This is a genomic window from Roseovarius sp. MMSF_3281, assembly GCF_030733685.1.
Classification (GTDB): domain Bacteria; phylum Pseudomonadota; class Alphaproteobacteria; order Rhodobacterales; family Rhodobacteraceae; genus Roseovarius.
The window spans coordinates 71,168-89,878 of the sequence record NZ_JASHIM010000019.1 but is presented as its reverse complement, the minus strand read 5'-3'; the positions used below and the strand labels follow the sequence as shown (position 1 = coordinate 89,878).

The window sequence follows — 18,711 nt, the reverse complement described above, 5'->3', positions numbered from 1 at the left end:
GACCCGGACGGTGGCTATGAATACAGGCCGAATGCGGATTACAACGGCGACGACAGCTTCACGGTGACGGTCGATGACGGCAACGGGGGCAGCGACACGATCACCGTCGATGTCACCGTGACCCCGCAGAACGACCCAGCGACGATTACCGGGGATGGAACCGGGGCCGTTGTCGAGGCTGGCGGTATAGGGAACGCTGCGGCTGGCACCCCGACTGCGGGCGGCACCTTGACCGTCAGTGATATCGATGCCGGCGAGGCGGTTTTCCAGACACCTTCCGATCTGCAGGGAACCTACGGCACGTTCAGCTTTGATGCCGGCACCGGCGCCTGGACCTATGCGCTGGACAACGACCGTCCCGCCACGCAGGCGTTGACCGATGGCGAAATCGTCACCGACCAGCTGACGGTCGACAGCCTCGACGGCACCGCAAGCGAGACCATCGAGATCACGGTGACCGGGACGAACGACGTGCCGGTCGTGACCGATGACTCCGGGCAGGCAACCGAGGATTCGGATGGCGGCACCGACATTCTGACCGCGACCGGGCAGGTCACGATCACGGATGTGGACGCCGGCGAGGACCGCTTCGACACCGGCAGCCTTGCCTTCGATAGCGCCAGCCATGGCGGTGCCGCACTGGGCACCCTGACGGTCGACGCGACCGGAAACTGGACCTATGACGTGGACAACTCCCTGCCCGAGGTGCAATCCCTTGCCTTGGGCGAGTCGTTCACGGAAACTTGGCAGGTAACCTCGGCCGACGGAACTGCGACCAGCACCATCACCGTCACCATCAACGGCACCAATGATGATCCGGTGATCTCGGGCGTCGCAACGGGCGATGTCACCGAGGATGTCACGCTGTCCGCGATGGGCCAACTGTCGCAGGATGACGTCGATACGAGCAACTTCCATGACTGGACCGTGGAGGGGAATACCGGCGACTATGGCACCCTGACCGTCGACAGCACTGGCCAGTGGCACTACGCGCTGGACAACACAAACCCCGATGTGCAGGCGCTGCCCGTCGGCGGCACCCTGACCGAAGAGATCACCGTACGGGTGACCGACAACGATGGCGGCTACGACGAGCAGGTGGTGACGATCACCATCAACGGCACCAACGATGCGCCCGAGATATCGGCCGGGTCGGACCTCTCGGCGACGGTCACGGAATTGCCCGACGGCGACTCCGATGAAAACACGCTCGACCACGTCCAGACCGGGGCGCTTCAGGTCTCGGGTATCGACACGGCAGACACCCACAATGTCACCGCCGCACCGCAGGGCGCGGGGTACCTCGGTACGTTCACACCCGGCGCGCTCGATCCTGTCACCGGCGAAGTCGACTGGACCTTCACGGTGAACGATTCCGATCTCGATGCGCTGCGCGACGGCCAGGTCCTGACGCAGGACTACGAGGTCACGGTGGAGGATTCCCAAGGAACTCTCGACACCGTCACGGTCACCGTCACGATCAACGGCAGCAACGACCGGCCGGATGCGCAGGACGACGCGACACTGGTCGTGGCCGGCGACAATGCTGTGATGAACGTCTTGGCGAATGACAGTGACGTTGACACCGGCGAAACCGCTACCCTGACCGTGACCGAGGTGGACGGCCAGGCCATCACGGTCGGCGGGAGCATCACTCTGAGCGGCGGTCGCGGGACGGTCTCGCTGGCCGCGGACGGTACGCTGACTTTCGTGCCCGGCCCCAATGCCCCGGCCGAACTGATTCTGCCTTACACGATCGACGATGGCAGCGGTGCGGCCAATGCTACGGCGACCGCGGATTGGATCATCAACAGCGCCAGCGTCGACATCACCGACAATGCCAGCCCTGCGGGCGCCACAACCCCCGACGACGTGCTGTCCTCGGTCGACGATCTTACCCAGGTGGCGATTAACGGACAGGCGGCCGTCGGCGGGACGGTCACATCCCTGACCATCTCCGACGGCACGAACAGTGTGCCGGTCCCTGCGGGCAGCATAACGGTGCAGTCGGACGGCTCCTATTCGGTGAATGCCGACCTGAGCGGGCTGGATGACGGTACCCTGACCGTGACCGCAGATATCGAGGACGCGGCCGGCAATACATTGACAACGACCGACACGATCGACAAGGACACCGTAACGACCGTGACCATCGACCCGGTCCTGGTGGAGGAAGGGGTTACGCCGACGATCACCGGCACCGGCGAGCCCGGCGCAAGCATCGAACTGGACGTGGGCGGTACGCCATATTTCGCGACCGTCCAGCCCGACAACACCTGGAGCGTGACCCTGTCCGGGCCGCTGGGAAGCGACGAGGTACAGCTTTCCGCCAGCGCGACAGACCCCTACGGCAATACTGACACGGCTGACCGGAACATTACCGGCCTTGAAATCACCGATGATGTCACGGGTGAACCAGAGGACATCCTGGTTTCGGAAACCGGCCTGCCCGGTGGCAGCGCCGAAGGCACGGATGCGGAAACGGCAGACTCGACCTTCGTGCTGGGCACGGGCGGATCGCAGCTTGACTCCATCGTGATCGGCGGCTCGGTCTCGGGTGACGCCGTAACCGGCGGCACGACAGTGACGCTGGCCGATTTGCAGAATTCCGCGACCACGCCGGTGGATGTGGCGACCCAATACGGCACCCTCAGTATCACTGGCTATGATGCCGGAACCGGCACGATCAGCTACAGCTACACCCTGACCGGCAGCACTCCGGATCACAGCGACAGCGCGGCCAATGATATCATCCGCGAGACGATCCAGGTCGCAGCGGTGGAGAGCGACGGCGACATTCGCGTGGATAGCCTTGTTGCCGGTGTGGAAGATGATGCTCCCATGACACCGGTACCGGATACGCCGGTTTCCGTGGCCGAAGGCGGCGCTGCCGTCGGGACCGCGAATGGCGGTGACAACCTGCTGTCTAACGACATGCTGGGCGCCGATGGTGGCCGGGTGTATGAGATCACCTATACGGATACTAACGGGGATTCTGACACGATAGAAATCCCCGATGGCGGATCGGAGACCGTCAATACGCAATACGGCTCTTTGACCGTCGCCAGCGACGGCACATGGTCCTACACCCCCGATGCAAGTGTCGATCACGTCAAATCGACAAACGACACCGAACTGCGGGACGATTTCAGCTACACCACCATCGACGTCGATGGCGATGTCTCGCCGGGATCGGCGACCCAGCAGATCACTGTGACCGATACGGTGCCGGTTCTGGGTACGCCGCAGGATGCAAACCTTGACGAACAGCATCTCGCCAACGGCAGCAGCCCCGATACGGCCCTGCGCGAGGTTAGCGGTACACTCGACCTGACCCCCGGGCAGGACGATGTGAACGTGACCTTCACCACCAACAGCCCGCCCTCCGGGCTGAGCTCGGGTGGCGTGGATCTTGACTATGAGGTTTCGGCCGACGGGCAGACCCTGACCGCGACCAAGGGGGCTGGTGGGGAGACCGTCTTTGTCGTGACCCTGACCGATCCGACTTCGGCAGCGGCAGGATATACTTTCGACCTGCGCGGCCCGCTTGATCATGACGGTGCGGCAGACCTCGACCTGACCTTCGGCGTCGAGGCGCGTGACAGCGATGACGATACCGCGCTGGATGATTTCACCGTCACCGTGGTCGACGATGCGCCTGTCACAACGCTGACAGTGGACGTTGACGAGGACAGCCTGGCAGGAAATCCCGCCAACAGCTTTACCCTGTCGGCGGATATGACCGCCGCGAACACGACCGTCACCGAAGGTGGCGCGGCGCCCCTCAGCTCAACAACGCAGACCGATGGCAGCGTTGAACACGTCTTCACCAACGGTACCGTGACGGTCGGCGCCACGGGCGTGATCACTTATGTTCCTGCGCAGCATTTCAGCGGCACCGAGGATTTTGTCTTCAGTACCACCGATGATGATGGCGTCCTGACGTCCTCGGCCGTGACGGTCAATGTCGCGCCTGTGGCCGATGCGCCGAGGCTGTCGGTCGACGACGAAAACATCAATACGCCGGAGGACACCGCCGTGGCGCTGGGGCTGAAGGCCCCGATCATCACCGATGACGGCACCGGCCCGGGCAACAACGCAACCGCCGAACGGATCGGCGAGATCACCCTGACCGGTCTGCCCGAAGGCGCGACCCTGTCCTGGAGTGGCGGCGGCCCCCATGTCGTCGACGCCAGCGGCAGCGTGACCATCACGCTGAGCGATGCCGCGCTGGTGGACAGCGCCAGCGGCGAACTGTCCATGACCGGCGCCCAGTTTGAGGGGATGACGGTGACACCGCCCGCACACGCCTCGGAGAATTTCGAGGTGACCTACAGCGTGACCAGTTACGAGGTCGATGCAACCGGCACGATCCTGCCCGGCGTCGCGGGTGCCACCAGCACCGACAGCGTGGTCGTGCATGTCGAGGCGGTGACCGATCCGGTGACGCTGACCTTCGATGACACCGTCGATGCCTCGACCGTCACCAATGCCGACGCGATTGTCTATACCGGCAATACCCAGGCCGAGGTGACCCTGGAAGAGGACACCAGCGTGGATATTTCGGCAATCCTCGAGGCCAGTTTTGCCGATCTTGACGGCAGCGAAGTCCGGTCGTTCACTATTACCAACGGCTCCGGCTGGGACATCGTCGTGAACGGCACGACGGTTGCGGACGGCGACAGCTTTAACTTTCTCGCCTCGGGCCTGACGGACGATCCGACCGCGCTGCCGACCATCGAGATCGGCGGAGGCCCCGACTTCAGCGGTGAGCTTGATAACATCACTGTCGCCCTGAACAGTCAGGACACCGATGACGATGGCCATTGGGACGGCAGCGCAACCGTTCCGGGAACCACTAGCGGACCGGAAAGCGACAGCGTCACCCTGAACCTGAATGTGACACCGGTTGCGGACGATTCCACCATTCCGGCGGCCGACGGCGACGAGGATAGCGCCATCGCGTTCCTAGCCGGGTTTGCCGTTACGGACACCAGCGATAGGACCACGACCGGAGGGCAGGAGTTCGTTCAAGAGCTGTCTTTCGACGTGCCGGCAGGTTGGACTCTGACGACGCCGCCGTTTCCGCCCGGAGTATTGGTGAATACATCCGGGTCGACGGTAACAATCACCAACATGGCTAGTACGACAGGCGAGTTCGAAACCTATCTCGATACCGTCACCCTCACCCCACCAGCCCATGAAAGCAGCGATGTGACCATTCCAGTCACGGTCACGAGCGAGGACAACGCCTGGATCGACGGCGCGCCGGTTCGGGATGTCAGATCTACCGTTCATGACGTTGCCGTCACCGTGAACCCGGTGGCCGAGACCGTTGGCACCGACACCGATGGCGATGGCACGGATGACCTGACCATGAACGGTGATTTCGACTATACCACCGCCGGCGAAGAAGATGTCTGGTTCGACCTGAACAGCGACGGTTTCGACCTGGGCGGCGATTGGAACAATCAGGACACCGGCGAGCAGACCTTCGCCCGGCTGACGCCCGAACTGATACATGGAGACGGCTCGCCGACCAATGCAGTCGGATCCGAATTCCAGTGGTTCGATGGCACCACTTGGCAACAGGCGACCTTTGACGGTTCTCCGATCGATGTGCCGATGGAATACCTCGATACCCTGCAATTCCGCGCAACCGAGAATTTCTCGGGGCAGTTCCGGATCGGGGTGCAGGCCCATACCGTCGACCCCGACGACGATGGCTCCGGGCCGACGGTCGAAGCGACCAGCGGGCAATCGTACCTGACCAACGTCCTGATCTCGCCTGTCGCCGACGAGGTGACGATGTCGCTGTCGGCGCGCACCCAGGGGGTTGAGGATTCCGAGATCCCGCTGGCGATCCGCCCGCGCAGTTCGGACCCCTCCGAGACGTTCGACATCACCATCGAGGATATCCCCGCAGGGGCGGGTTTAACGTATGACGGGATGCCCGTGACGGTGACCGGAGGCGTCGCGACTTTCGACGATTTCGATCCGTCGCTGCCGCTTTTGTTGACGCCGCCGCCGAACAGCAACGACGACTTCACGCTCAACATCACCGCGCAGAGCGTGGACGAGCTGGATAACGGCGGGACCATTGTTCGCGACGAGTCGCCGCCGATCACTTTGCCGATGGATATCGCGGTTAAGGGTGTCGCCGACGTGGCCGATGTGGCCGTGACACCGGAGACCTATGTAGAGGCGGACCTGGACAGCAACGCCGACGCCGTCAACCTGGGCGATCTGGTTTCCGCCAATTCGCAGGATACGGATGGCTCCGAAACGCTGACCCTTCAGGTCACGGGGCTACCCGACGGCTTCGGGCTGAGCCAGGGGACTTTGCTGACCGGTCCGGACATCACCGGCGCCGACAGGGTGTGGGTTGTGCAGAACACCCAGATTGCCAGCACCGAGATCACCGTGCCCGAGAACTTCGCCGGACAGGTCGATTTCGAAGTGGTCCCCGTCACGACCGAGAACGACGGTGACTCCCGAACGGGTGCCGCAACCGAGGTCAGCTTCACGGTGACCCCGTCGCCCGAAGCCACGGTCACGACCGGGGCGGAGATCGTCGAAGATGTGTTGCAGCCCATCAACCTTGGGATCGTGCATCAGAACGGCGATACCGACGAGGTGCTCGACGGCGTTCGCATCAAGGTTTCCGATGCAGAGGGCGGCGATTTCACGCTGTATCTGGGCGCGCCCGGATCCGAGGTGGCATTGTCCGCTGCCGGCCTCACGGTCGTCACCGAAGGCGGCGTCGATTACTATGAACTGACCGGCGCGCAGGCGGGCCAGCTTTCGGCACAGGGTGGCGAGCATCTGGATGGTTCGCTGGGCGGTTTCGATCTGCAATACCGGATCACCGATCCGGGCGACGGCAGCGTGGCCCCGGAAACCAGCGGCTGGACCGCCGGACGGTTCGACCTGACCGCAACACCGGTCAGCGACGCACCCGCGCTGACGATCGACAGCATCGACTCGGTGCCGGGCGACAGCGTGACCGTCGACACCAGCGGCGATCAGGTGACCGTCAACCTTAACATCGACAACCCCGATCATGACGGCAGCGAACACCTTGTGCGCGTGATCCTGGACGACGTGCCCGAAGGCGTGACCGTCGATGGTGGCGAATTGCTTGGCGGCGGCACCTGGCTGCTGACCTATGAGGGGGGCGATGCACTGCCGGTCGACGATGCGGGTGGGCTCGATCTGCCGGTTACCTTTACCGTGGGCTATGGCGCAGCCGGGCTGACCGACGCGCCGATCTCGGTCACGGTGCAGACTCAGGACCGCGGCGATCAGGCCGGGTCTGCGACCGATGTTCTGTCCGATACGGCGCAGTGGTTCCTGACCACCACCTTCCCGCCCGGCGGCGAGGAGCCCCCTGCATCGATCGAAACCTGGGATTACACCGGGGCAGAGGCGACCGAGGATACCAGCTTCCTGCTGTCCGACATTGTCGACGCAGAGGTCGCGGCTCAGACCTCCAGCCCGAACATCCTGACCGTCACTATCGTCGATCTGCCCGCGGGAGCGCAGGTGGATGGCATGGTGCGCACCGTGATCGATGGTCAGGAGGTCTGGACCGCATCGGTGACGACCGCATCGGGTGACGACGCCGCCGAAGTTCAGGCAAAACTTGACACGCTTATGGACAGCATCGAGGTCACGCCGCCGCAGGATGGCAACGATAACAATCTTGCCGAACCCTTCGAGGTCAACGCCACGCTGACCACCGCCGTGGCCGGTGCCGGCAGGTCCGAGGCAGAGACCATCGCGCCAACCGTTCCGGTGAACCCGGTGACCGACATGGCCGCGATCGACATCGCTCTTGGTGCGTCGGACGCTGATGGCAAAGTGACGGAAAGCGATACCGAGATTCCCCTGACCGTAACGGTGACGAACCCCGCCGACGGACCTGACGGATCGACCGTCAACGGCGATCTCTACCTGCAAATCGGCGGTACGGGCGGACTGGAAAACGGGACATTGTCGCAGGGTGGCACGGAGCTGACGCCGCAGTCGGTTAGCGATGTCGAGGGCATACCCAACGGCACCTACTACATCGTCCCGGGAGTGGCGATGGACGGGCCGCAGGATCTGGTGTTCACGCCGGACAACATGGCCGCCGGGGACGTCACCTTTGACGCTTGGATACGTAACGTTGAGACCGACGCTGTCGCGACAACCTCGACGGGCACCGCGACCATTCCGGTCGAGATGAGCAACGACGGGGTCACGCTTTCGCCGACCGGCCCGCTCACAGGTGCCGAGGCGGCGGATTCCAGCAACGACGCGCTGATCGAACTCGATCTGGCGTTGGCCCTGAACGATGCCGACGGTTCCGAGGAAATCCTTACGGTTCTCCTGTCGAACCTGCCCGAGGGGTTCCTGCTGTATACCGGGGCCAGCGCAAGCGATGCGAACCTTGCCGAACTGGCGGTCAACGCCGGCGGCGCCGGTGGCGTCAACACCTGGGTTTTGGCCGATGGCGGCGCTTCGTTGCCACCCTATGTCGGTATCCTGCCGCCGCAAAACTGGAGCGGCACGCTGGACGATCTGGAACTCGCGGTGACATCGGGCGAAACCGCCCTGTCCGAGACCCGCGTGGACGTCCTGCCGATCGGCGACGTCACGGTCACGCCGGTGGCCAACGGCCTGACGCTGACGGGGACCAATTCGTTCGGCCGGGAAGGTAGCATCGTGGCGCTGAACCTGAACGCGTCCATGGTCGATTCCGAGGGTGCATCGGTGACGGCCGCCCCGGATGAAAGCACCGAGACAACGACGCTTGAAATCACGGGCCTGGGTGAATTTGCGTCCTTCTACACGGGCAATACGCCGCTTGGCTCGGGCGTCAGTTATGATGCCGGCAGCGACACGTACACCCTGACCGGGCTCAGCCAGTCCGATCTGGACGAACTGGGCTTTGTTCAGGCCCGTGACGCATTGGCAGATCAGGACACCGGCACCGCCGGCGTTCAGATCGACGTGACGGCGCGGACGGTGGAAAGCGGCGATGCCGGTGCGGTATCCACGGACACCAACGCCACGTTGACGGTCAACCTGAGCGCGCAACTGCCGACGATAGGCGACGACGACCTGATCTGGACCGGCAATGCCATCAACGGCAAAGCTGGTGAGGACACGGTGCATTTTCGCGGCGGCGAAAGCCTGACCGGGGCACAGCTTGATGCGCAGCTGAGCAATGTCGAGACGCTGGACCTCGGTGTCGAAGGGGTAAATTCGATCACCGACCTGACACCGAACCAGGTCCGCGGCATGACCGATGGCGGCAACCTGCTGACGGTGCGCGGGTCGGCCGAAGACACACTGTCGCTTTCGGGCGACTGGACCGACAATGGTGACGGCACCTTCACCGGAACCAACAGCAGTGGCCCGGATGTGATCCTGACGGTTGAGGACGTGACTGTAGACCCGCTGCCAAGCCCGTTCGCGGCGCCGATGATGATGTCCTTCGGGTTAGGGGGCGAAACGGAAGGCTTCGGCCTTGCCTCGCTCGGCGACGGCGATACGGCAAATCGCGCCGCCGTACCCGAGACGCCCGCATTTGACGATCTGATGTCGTCGGCGGGTGATGACGAGGATCTGACCGCCGGCCTGCCGGAAGAAAAGTCCAATGGCGATGCGCGCCAGCAATCTGAGGACACGGCGCCCGACCACTCGATGCCGGGGACCGCACTGGAGGATGAGCTTCAGCCGGGCGTCTACGAGGTCTGACGGCGTGGCGGCCGAAACGAGCATATCCCGCCCCGAAACGGGCAGGACCAGCTCTCACAAGGGTTGGACAGAAGCGGTGTTGCGCGTTGCCGCGCATTACCGCATCGCCGTCTCGCCCGAGCGTGTCCGGCTGGATATGGCGTGGTCTGCTGACGTAGACCGGTTGCGGGTTCTCGCGCGCTCGGCGGGGCTTTCGATCCGAGAGCCGAACGTCCGGGTCGACGCAATTTCGAGCCTGCGCCTGCCACTGGTGGTGGAATTCGACGACGGTGATGTCGGCGTGGTCGAACGGGAAACCCCGGATGGTTTCGGGGTCGCTCTATCCGGCGACGATGGGTTGGAAACGCCAATTTCCCGCGAAGATCTGACACGCCGCACCCGCCGCCTGTTCGTGCTGCGCCCGGCCTCTGCCCGGCCCGATCGGCGGATCGACGATTATATCGCGCCTTGGCGCCCCGATTGGCTGCGTAATATCGCCCTGGCGGACCTTGCGCCCTACAGGGCCGTCATGATCGCGTCGCTGGTGACGAACGTGTTGGCGCTGGCGGGGATCATCTTCTCGATGCAGGTTTATGACCGGGTCATTCCCGGTCAGTCCATGAACACGCTGTGGGTGCTTTTCACGGGCGTTATGCTGGCGCTATTCTTTGGCCTCCTGATGCGTTTCGCGCGTGGGCGGATCACCGACGAGGCGGGCAAGGCCGCCGATCTGCGCATTTCGGACCGGGTTTTCGGTCATGCGCTGCGCGTGCGCAATACCTCCCGCCCCCGGTCCACCGGCACATTCATCTCGCAGGTGCGTGAACTGGAACATGTGCGCGAGATGATGACCTCGACTACCGTGTCGGCAATTGCAGATGTGCCGTTTTTCCTGCTGTTCTGCGGACTCTTCTATTACATCGTCGGCCCGTTGGTCTGGATTCCGCTGGCTGCCGTGGTCCTGATGGTGGCGCCCGGCCTTTTTGCGCAGAAGCGCCTGCGCAGGCTGGCCGAGGCCAACACCCGCGAAAGCGCGCTACGCAGCGCCATGCTGGTCGAGGCGATACAGGGACTTGACGATATCAAGTCACTGCAGGCCGAAACCCGGTTCCAGAACCTGTGGAACCATTACAACGAAACCACCGCCGGATCGTCGATGCAGCTGCGCGATCTGGTGAACCGCCTGTCATCCTGGGCGCAGACCGTGCAGGGCGCGGTCTTCGCGGTGGTGGTCTGCTTCGGGGCTCCGCTGGTGATGGCGGGTGAGATGAGCACCGGCGCGCTTGTCGCGGCATCAATCCTGTCTTCGAGGATGCTGGCACCGCTGGCCTCTGTCACCCAGATCCTGACCCGCTGGCAACAGGCAAGGGTCGCCCGTCAGGCCCTTGATCAGTTGATGGCACTGCCGGTCGATACTGCCCCGCAGGAACAGCGCATCCACAAGCCCGTGATCCACGGTGATTTTGCCCTGAATGAGGCGGTATTCGGCCATGACCAGATGACGCCGATCATGAAGATCGAGCAGATGAAGATCGCACCGGGTGAACGCATCGCCATACTGGGGCGCAACGGCGCCGGCAAGTCAACCCTGTTGTCGGGGCTGGCAGGTCTGCTTGAACCCTTGGCGGGTGAAATTCGCGTCGATAACGTGGTGATGGGGCTGATCGACCCCACGGACCTGCGGCGCGACATCGCCCTGCTGGGCCAGGGGGCGCGGCTGTTTCATGGCACATTGCGCGAGAACCTGATGCTTGGCGCACCGGATGCCACGGACGCGGCGATCCTGGATACGCTGGATCGCATGGGCCTTGGCGAATTCATTCACCGGTTGCCCGAGGGGCTCGATCATCTGGTGCAGGAAGGCGGGCTTGGTCTGTCCGGCGGCCAGAAACAGGGCTTGCTTATGGCGCGCCTCCTGCTCCGTGAACCCAATGTCCTGTTGCTGGACGAGCCGACAGCCGCCCTCGATGAGGTCTCCGAGGCGGCGATGATCGACATACTCGGAAAGGTGGGGCGCGATGTGTCGGTTATTGTCGCCACCCATCGCCCCGCCGTTCTGCGGATCGTCGACCGCCTGATCGTGGTCAACAACGGCTGCATCGCCATGGATGGCCCCAAAGACAAGGTGCTGGCACAATTGCGCGGCGCCGAGGCTGCGGCATGACGGCCCTGTCCATCATTGAGGAACGCCCCACCGCAAGGGCCGAACGCAGGCTGGTCTGGCTGGTCTTCGTCATGCTGGCGCTGTTCCTTGGCTGGGCCTGGTATTTTCCGCTGGTCGAGGTGTCCAGCGGTCAGGGCACGGTCGTGCCCTCTTCGCGCGAACAGGTTATCCAGTCGCTCGAAGGCGGGATCGTGACGGCGATTTCGATCAAGGAGGGCGACATGGTCGAGAAAGGTCAGACAATCGCCAGGCTCGACGCCACGCGCTCGGCCTCCAACGTGGAGGAAGCGGCAGCGAAATATCATTCCAGTATCGCCGCGGCCGCACGGCTGCGCGCGGAACTGGACGGCCGCGATACGGTAAACTTCCCTGATGAATTGTCTGGCGATGAATTCGATCAACTGAGGCGCAACGAACTGGCCCTGTTCCGGTCACGCCGCAACAGCCTGCAAGAGACACTGTCGGGCCTGACCGAAGGGCTGGAGTTGACACGCCAGGAGCTCGAAATCGCGGAGAAGCTGCAACAAAGCGGCGCCGCAAGCCGGGTCGAGGTGATCCGACTGCGCCGCGATGCGGCCCAGACCGAACTGGAGATTGCCCGCCTGCAGGCCGATGCGCGGGTCCAGGCCGGCGAGGAGTTGCGGCGGGTCAATGCGGAAGCCGAGGTGCAGGCTTCGGTCATGCGTGGCCGGTCGGACCAGCTTGAAAGACTCGTTTTCCATGCTCCCATGCGTGGCATCGTCAAGGACATAGCGGTGACGACGATCGGCGGTGTCGTGCCGCCGGGCGGCAATCTGATGACCATCGTTCCGATGGACGATCAGTTGTTGATCGAGGCGCGGATTTCTCCGCGCGACATTGCCTTCATTCATCCCGGCCAGGAGGCGCAGGTAAAACTGTCGGCCTATGATTACGCGATCTTCGGCGGGCTGTCCGGCGAGGTGGTGACGATCTCGCCCAACACGGTGCGCGATGAGGTAAATCCCGAACAAGTCTATTACCGAGCCTATATCCGCACCCGTGAGGATTTCCTGACTAACAAGGCCGGAAAGCGTTTTCCGATCGTTCCCGGTATGATTGCGACGGTGGACATCCGCACCGGAGAAAAGACCGTCTGGCAGTATCTCGTCAAACCGTTCAACCGGGCACAGGAGGCGCTTCGTGAAAGATGAAGGCACGGGGTACTCCGACCATTCGCAATACCAAACATGACCGCAAAGGGGTTAACGACATGATACGACATTGCGGCGCATATCGCGCCCTTCTTATGACTGCCATTCTGTCCCTTTCGCCTTTGGGGGGCGTCACGGCGCAAGAGGCCGACTCCGTCCAGATGGTCGATCCGAATGCCGGTTTTTCTTCGGTATCCCGTGAATATCCAGACCTGAACGTACCCTATTCCAGAGAAGGCGTTAAAAAAAGGATTGCGAGGGTTCGCAGCGTGAGGCCGGGGATGTCGCGGCGCGATCTGCAACGGGCGCTTGGGCGCCCTGCCATCGGGTATGGCGACGGTTCGCTGGAATTTCATGTGTCGCTGCCACTGACTGGTCCCAGCCAGCTGATCTGCCAGTACCGCGTGTTTTTCGACGATGACGGAATGGTTGACCGCGCCGTGTGGCGCCGCCAGCAATGTGCGAATCTGATCTCGGCACAGAAACGGTGATCTCTGCATGATCCGAAAACGGCCGTCGCGACAACGGACCACAGAGCTCAGAGGGCTGGTAATGGCCTCGGCGTGCCTGCTGCTTGCAGGCTGTGTCGCGCTGCCTGAGCCCGACGGTATGGAGGCGGCGCTTATCGAGCGCGCCGAAAGCCTTGCACCGCTAGCGCCGGCAAAGGGCAATGATACCCGAAGCGTGGCCCGCAACGGTCTCTTGCGCAACCCGGCGGTGCGCGAGGCAGCCAGCCTCGTCTCGGCCAGTGCTGATGAGGTGCGGGTGCAGCGCGCTGCGCTTTTCCCGGCTCTGGGAATGTCGGTGGGCGGCGGTGTCGGTTCTGCAGGAGACGGAAAGGCCGTGGCTGAGCTGGCAGGAACGCAGTTGCTGTTCGACGGCGGCAACAGCAAACGGGCTATCAAAATCGCTGATTTCGACATGCAGATCAGCTATGTCACCTTCCAGAAAGAGGTCGACACGGCCCTGACCGATCTTCTGGAAACCTATGACGAGGTGCAAACGCTATCTGATCTGCTCGGCGTCTATCGCAAGCAGCTCGATGCGCTTGGCGAGTTGGAAGAATTCGTCGCCTCCCGCGCGGCCAGCGGTGCGGTCCCCTCGACCGACGTGCTTGAGACGCGCCGGCGTCTGCAGTCTGCCGCCTTTCTGGTCAATGATACCGAACTCGCCCTGGCCGAGGCGCGCGATCGGCTGATCCTGCTGAGCGGGCAATCCCGTGGCGGGCATATCGGTATATCTTCCCCGTCCTGCAAGTCACAGGATGCAACTGACGACGTTCTTCTGGCGCGGCTCGAACTCGGGCGCGCGCAACTTGCCTCGGAGCAGGCACAGAATGCGCTTAACCCTAGTGTCGCTCTTAAGCCGATCGTGCGCGCAGAAGCGGGCACCGACCGGTTGCCGGTCGGCCTCAACCTCGATGTGCAGTCGGACCTGTTGCAAGGCGGTGCGCTCAGCGCGAAGGCAAAGGCAGCACGCAACACCCTTGCCGCAGCCAAAGCGCGGGTTGACGCCGCGGGCCTTGAAGAAAGCCTTGGAGAACGCGGGCTTCTGCGCTCGCTGGCCGCCGGAAAACAGAAGCGCGAACTGCTGGAACGCCAGATTTCGCTTGTGTCCGAAACCCGTGAGCTTTACCGCAGCCAGTATCTGGATCTTGGCACGCGGCAGCTTTCGGAGCTTCTCGACAATGAAGAGGAGTATTATTCGCGCAAGGCCGAATTGGTCCAGCTGCAATCCGAATTGGCGCGAACCCGGCTGGAATGCGCGGTGCGCAGCGGCCGATTGCGAAGCGCGCTCGGGCTTGAAGGAACGCGCATATACGGCTATCCGCTGGCGGATGATCTGCTTTGATCGGATGAGATGGTGCTGCCGCCCATGCTTGCTGGCACGGTGACTGGGGCTATGGTGCTGACAGCATTCGAAAATCCATGGGCAAACGCGATGTTATGGCTCGTCATCCCGTTGCACAAGTTACGCGTCGGCGTCGACTGCTCGCTGCTTCGTTTGTGCAACCTAGTCGAACGGTGCTTTAACAAGCTGAAGAAGGGGCACTGCATAAAAGTGACGTCGTAGTCCGGCTTGCGCGAACTTTACGGGAACTATCCGCAGTTTTAGTCAGATTTCTGGTCTCTGAGGGCATTTAGAGACGTGTTTTGCCGACCTTGAGGCGTGTTGCGGCTTCTTGGGCGATCAATCCATCGCTATCGTACGAGGCCTTGATGCTTTCAAACCGAGCCAGTTTGCATGGCAAGGTCCTCGAGGGGATGGGCTGAAAGCGGCCGAGCTTCGGCGGCATGCCGAACGGCAGCAACGAGTCGGCGTTGCTTGCTGCAGCGTTGAAAGTCCGTTTCGAGCCGATTGTGTTGAAAAACGCCGTCACCGCGGAATCGTGCCTAAAAACAGGAACATGCTTCGCGGAAAGCCCGCCTTGGCAAACATCGTTTCTGGACCGGCGCTTCAGTGGGAAGGAATTCTGCGAAATCGACAGACTCTGGGCGGAAACCGAGTTTCTCAACACGATCAGTCCAAAGCTGCCGGTCGCTCTCAATCGTAGTGACGGGATGGATCCACGAAACCTACATAGATCGTGATGGCGAACGTTGACCCCGCGATCACGATCAACGTGAGCTCTAAGGATACCGCTGTCAAAACGGCGCTCGTGAAAATGCCAAGTGAAAGGACCGGCAAACTTTGTCAGCCTGATCTGCATATCGTTGACCTGCCACAAGCGGCGACCAGGTTTCACTGAATGTTCCAAGGGCGACATTGAGCCCTTTTCTCCGAAGAGTGACAGGTGTCCAGTGAGATCGGCGAAATCCCGTAGAATGGCGGTCAATTGCGCTTCCAGTCTTTTTCCGTTCGCAGGATGTTCCTCGTCCAGAGCCATGGTCCCAATCGTGAAACCAGCCGCACCGGCCCCATAAACGGCGGCAATCCGTTCTTGGCCCGCAATGGAGCCCGCCACGATGACCGGCTTGCCTGTGGCTTGGCAGACGGTCTCGATCAACTGAGGCACGTTTTGGTCCGGAGAGCGGTAGGCGAGGAGATCAAGGCCATGTACGCCATCTCGGGATGCAAGATCGGCCACACTCGCCGCGATCTCCTCAATGGTGCCTTCCAGCGCGCTCGGATGTCCGGGAAGCTCGCCTATAAAGGGATAATATTGAAGTCCACTCCCGGAAAGCACCGGCAGCACATCATCGACCCGAGTGCCACCAAGCAGAACATCAATGCCGATGTCGACGGCGGCGCGCGCGGATGCGACTTCGCTTTCTTTGTCAAGAGAAACGACTTCGAGGTACAAGGTGGCTCCTTTTGCCTGAATAGCTTTGTTAAGGGATTTCAGGTCTTCAAGCGGCAGCCCAACATCCTTTAAGCCGATGTGCCGGACGCCAAGAGAGGGAGCCGTTTGCAGATGCGTCATGGCATAGGTGGCGGTTTTGTCGTTGCGTGTGAGCATGAAGGTGAAACGCAGCCCCATCAGGTGACCTCCTCGGTTTTGCTGCGTGTGGCGGCAAGTCTGCGCGCGTAGTCGATGGCAACGGATAGACTGCCGGGTCAGCAGATATTCTGCTCGCAATATCAAAGGCGGTGCCGTGATCAGGTGAGGTGCGCACGAAGGAGAGACCCAAGAGTGATGTTCACCCCTATCTCGACACTCAGGTACTTCACAGGGATAAGCCACTGGTCGCGGTATTGGGCGACCACTACATCAAAGCGATCTTTCCGGGCCTGCATGAGACTGTATCCCCTGACCAAGGCCCCGAAGCGTCGATCCCTCCAGCCCGCGCCGCCTCGATAGCTGACGCGATGATTTCGGCCTCCTCACGGCCGAATAGACCGCTTTCGCCGGTGAGCAGGATGTGAGCCCATCCGAGCGGAGAGATATGCTCGAGCAGAGCGGGGAAGCGAAACCACTTCATAATATGAAGCCTGCGCGGGTTTGAGCGCAGGCTTCTTTTTGAACAGCCGGCTACTTTGCCGCAACAGCCTTGTGTCCTTTCAAGGGGTCATCATAGCCATAATCGCTCATATCCGCGATGGAACGGTCGTTTTCCTGCCAATCGCGAATTTCAGCATCGCTCGCGTAAGGGGAAAAGAGACCTGTCCACGCGAAGAATATACCGATAATCGGCGTCATCCAGCAGGCGAAGGCCAACGGGATATAAAGCAGGTTTTCCAGATTCCCCTCAACGATACCCAATCCCAGTGCTGAGATCACAAATGCGCCGCCGGCGTTCCAAGGTATCAACGGTGACATAAGTGTTCCGCCTTCCTCGATCGCGCGGCTGAGGTTCAGGGTTGAGCGCCCCATGCCGCGATAGACTGGTGCGTACATCCGGCCTGGCAGTGCGATCGAAAGGTAGGGATCGCCTGCCACCAAGTTGGTTGCGGTTGAGGTCCCGATGGCAGCCGTCTGAACGCCCGCGAAGGAATGCACCTTGGCCAAAATGGCCGCGATGATTGCTTGAAGGCAACCTGTCCGTTCCAGTGCGCCGCCGAAGCCAAGCGCAATCAGGATGAGAGAGATCGTCCACATCATCGACTGAACACCGCCCCGGTTCAATAGGCTGTCGATCTCGCGAACACCGGTATCGATGGAGTAGCCACCGTTGGCGAAGCCGAACACTTCATGCAGCGTTGCTCCCTGAGCGATCATTGCAGTGATCGCACCTGCGACGACCCCTGCGAAGAGCGACGGAATTGGTGGTTTTTTCGCGATAGCGAGACCAATAACCAGTAGCGCAGGCACCAACAGCCAGGGCGAGATCGCGAAATATTCGTTCAATGCTTCGGTGATTGTATCGATCCGCTCGAACGACGTGTTGCCTTTGTCCACCAGAGCAAACCCTGCCCAAATGTAGATCCCGAGGGCGATTAGCATTGCGGGGACCGTCGTTGGCATCATGTTTCGGATGTGATCAAAGAGGTTCACGCCCGTAACTGCCGGTGCAAGGTTGGTTGTATCCGAAAGCGGAGAAATCTTGTCACCGAAGAAGGCACCAGATACGACGGCTCCGGCAGTCCAGTAGGCTGGCACGTCAAAACCTGCGCCAATTCCCATCAATGCAAGGCCGACGGTGCCAACAGTGCCCCAGGATGTGCCCAAAGAGACTGAAACGACAGCACACATGAGCATTGACGCCGCCAGAAATATCTGCGGGGACAGGATAATCAACCCATAGTAAATCAACGTGGGCACCGTTCCTGACGCGATCCAGACGCCAATGATCATACCAACCACGATCAAGACCGACACGGATGGCAGCGATACGTTGATGACGCGGAAAACGCCCGCCTCCATGTTCCCCCAGTTGTGCCCCAAGTAGAGACCAACGAGCCCGGTAATTGCAAGGCCGATGGCCAGCGGAATGTGCGGCGTGAAATCGCCAAAGTAGAATAGTTGTATTCCCAAAACCAATAGCGTCAGAACCACCGGTACAAGCGCAAGGCCAAGGGACGGCTTGCGCGGGGTTACTTCATCCAAAGACATATTGCCCCTCCTTTTTGGCTGCCTTGTGCGTGTGATTTATGCAGCCAAGATTCACCTAATCACAGGTGAAACTAGAATAGAATGCCCAGCTTCGAGTTGTACGCGGCTCGGAAGCTCTGAAGGCGCTGGTGCGAGAAACGATCACGCACGGTTGC

The 18,711-nt window shown here is 61.7% G+C and carries 9 protein-coding genes and 1 pseudogene; 6 read left to right on the top strand and 4 right to left on the bottom strand.

Features of this window, described 5'->3' with window-relative positions; genetic code table 11:
- From RBB32_RS16555 to RBB32_RS16530, 6 genes and pseudogenes are all read left to right on the top strand, one after another.
- Nucleotides 1-9,747 (top strand): VCBS domain-containing protein (locus RBB32_RS16555; RefSeq protein WP_306154321.1); only part of this gene is annotated, 9,747 nt, incomplete at its 5' end.
- Between the two features lie 76 nt (nucleotides 9,748-9,823).
- Entirely contained in the window at nucleotides 9,824-11,890 is a 2,067-nt protein-coding gene (locus tag RBB32_RS16550) for a type I secretion system permease/ATPase (protein ID WP_306154320.1), read from the top strand.
- A complete protein-coding gene (locus tag RBB32_RS16545; protein WP_306154319.1) occupies nucleotides 11,887-13,062 on the top strand; it encodes an HlyD family efflux transporter periplasmic adaptor subunit in 1,176 nt (391 codons plus the stop codon). Before RBB32_RS16550 ends, RBB32_RS16545 begins: the two co-directional genes overlap by 4 nt.
- The gene (locus tag RBB32_RS16540) at nucleotides 13,059-13,553 is read left to right on the top strand and encodes a hypothetical protein (RefSeq protein ID WP_306154318.1); all 495 of its coding nucleotides are present in this window, start codon (nucleotides 13,059-13,061) and stop codon (nucleotides 13,551-13,553) included. The genes RBB32_RS16545 and RBB32_RS16540 overlap by 4 nt, the downstream gene beginning before the upstream one ends.
- A gap of 61 nt (nucleotides 13,554-13,614) precedes the next feature.
- Complete coding sequence (locus RBB32_RS16535) at nucleotides 13,615-14,913, top strand: TolC family protein (RefSeq protein ID WP_306154317.1); 1,299 nt, start codon at nucleotides 13,615-13,617, stop codon at nucleotides 14,911-14,913.
- 41 nt (nucleotides 14,914-14,954) lie between these two features.
- Nucleotides 14,955-15,105: pseudogene (locus tag RBB32_RS16530) on the top strand (IS5/IS1182 family transposase); the annotation flags it as partial.
- 97 nt (nucleotides 15,106-15,202) lie between these two features.
- Here RBB32_RS16530 and RBB32_RS16525 read toward each other — a convergent pair.
- The 4 genes from RBB32_RS16525 to nhaC form a co-directional block, all read right to left on the bottom strand.
- Nucleotides 15,203-16,543, bottom strand: a complete 1,341-nt coding sequence (locus RBB32_RS16525; protein WP_371931078.1) for a hypothetical protein — start codon at nucleotides 16,541-16,543, stop codon at nucleotides 15,203-15,205.
- A gap of 119 nt (nucleotides 16,544-16,662) precedes the next feature.
- Nucleotides 16,663-16,800: a 4-hydroxythreonine-4-phosphate dehydrogenase PdxA gene (locus RBB32_RS16515; RefSeq protein ID WP_306154315.1), complete on the bottom strand. Its 138-nt coding sequence runs from the start codon at nucleotides 16,798-16,800 to the stop codon at nucleotides 16,663-16,665.
- Nucleotides 16,770-16,985 carry a 4-hydroxythreonine-4-phosphate dehydrogenase PdxA gene (locus RBB32_RS16510; protein ID WP_306154314.1) on the bottom strand — a complete coding sequence of 72 codons (216 nt, stop codon included), beginning with the start codon at nucleotides 16,983-16,985 and terminating at the stop codon, nucleotides 16,770-16,772. Before RBB32_RS16510 ends, RBB32_RS16515 begins: the two co-directional genes overlap by 31 nt.
- A 50-nt stretch (nucleotides 16,986-17,035) precedes the next feature.
- A complete protein-coding gene (gene nhaC / locus RBB32_RS16505) occupies nucleotides 17,036-18,556 on the bottom strand; it encodes a Na+/H+ antiporter NhaC (protein ID WP_306154313.1) in 1,521 nt (506 codons plus the stop codon).
- Between the last annotated feature and the right edge of the window lie 155 nt (nucleotides 18,557-18,711).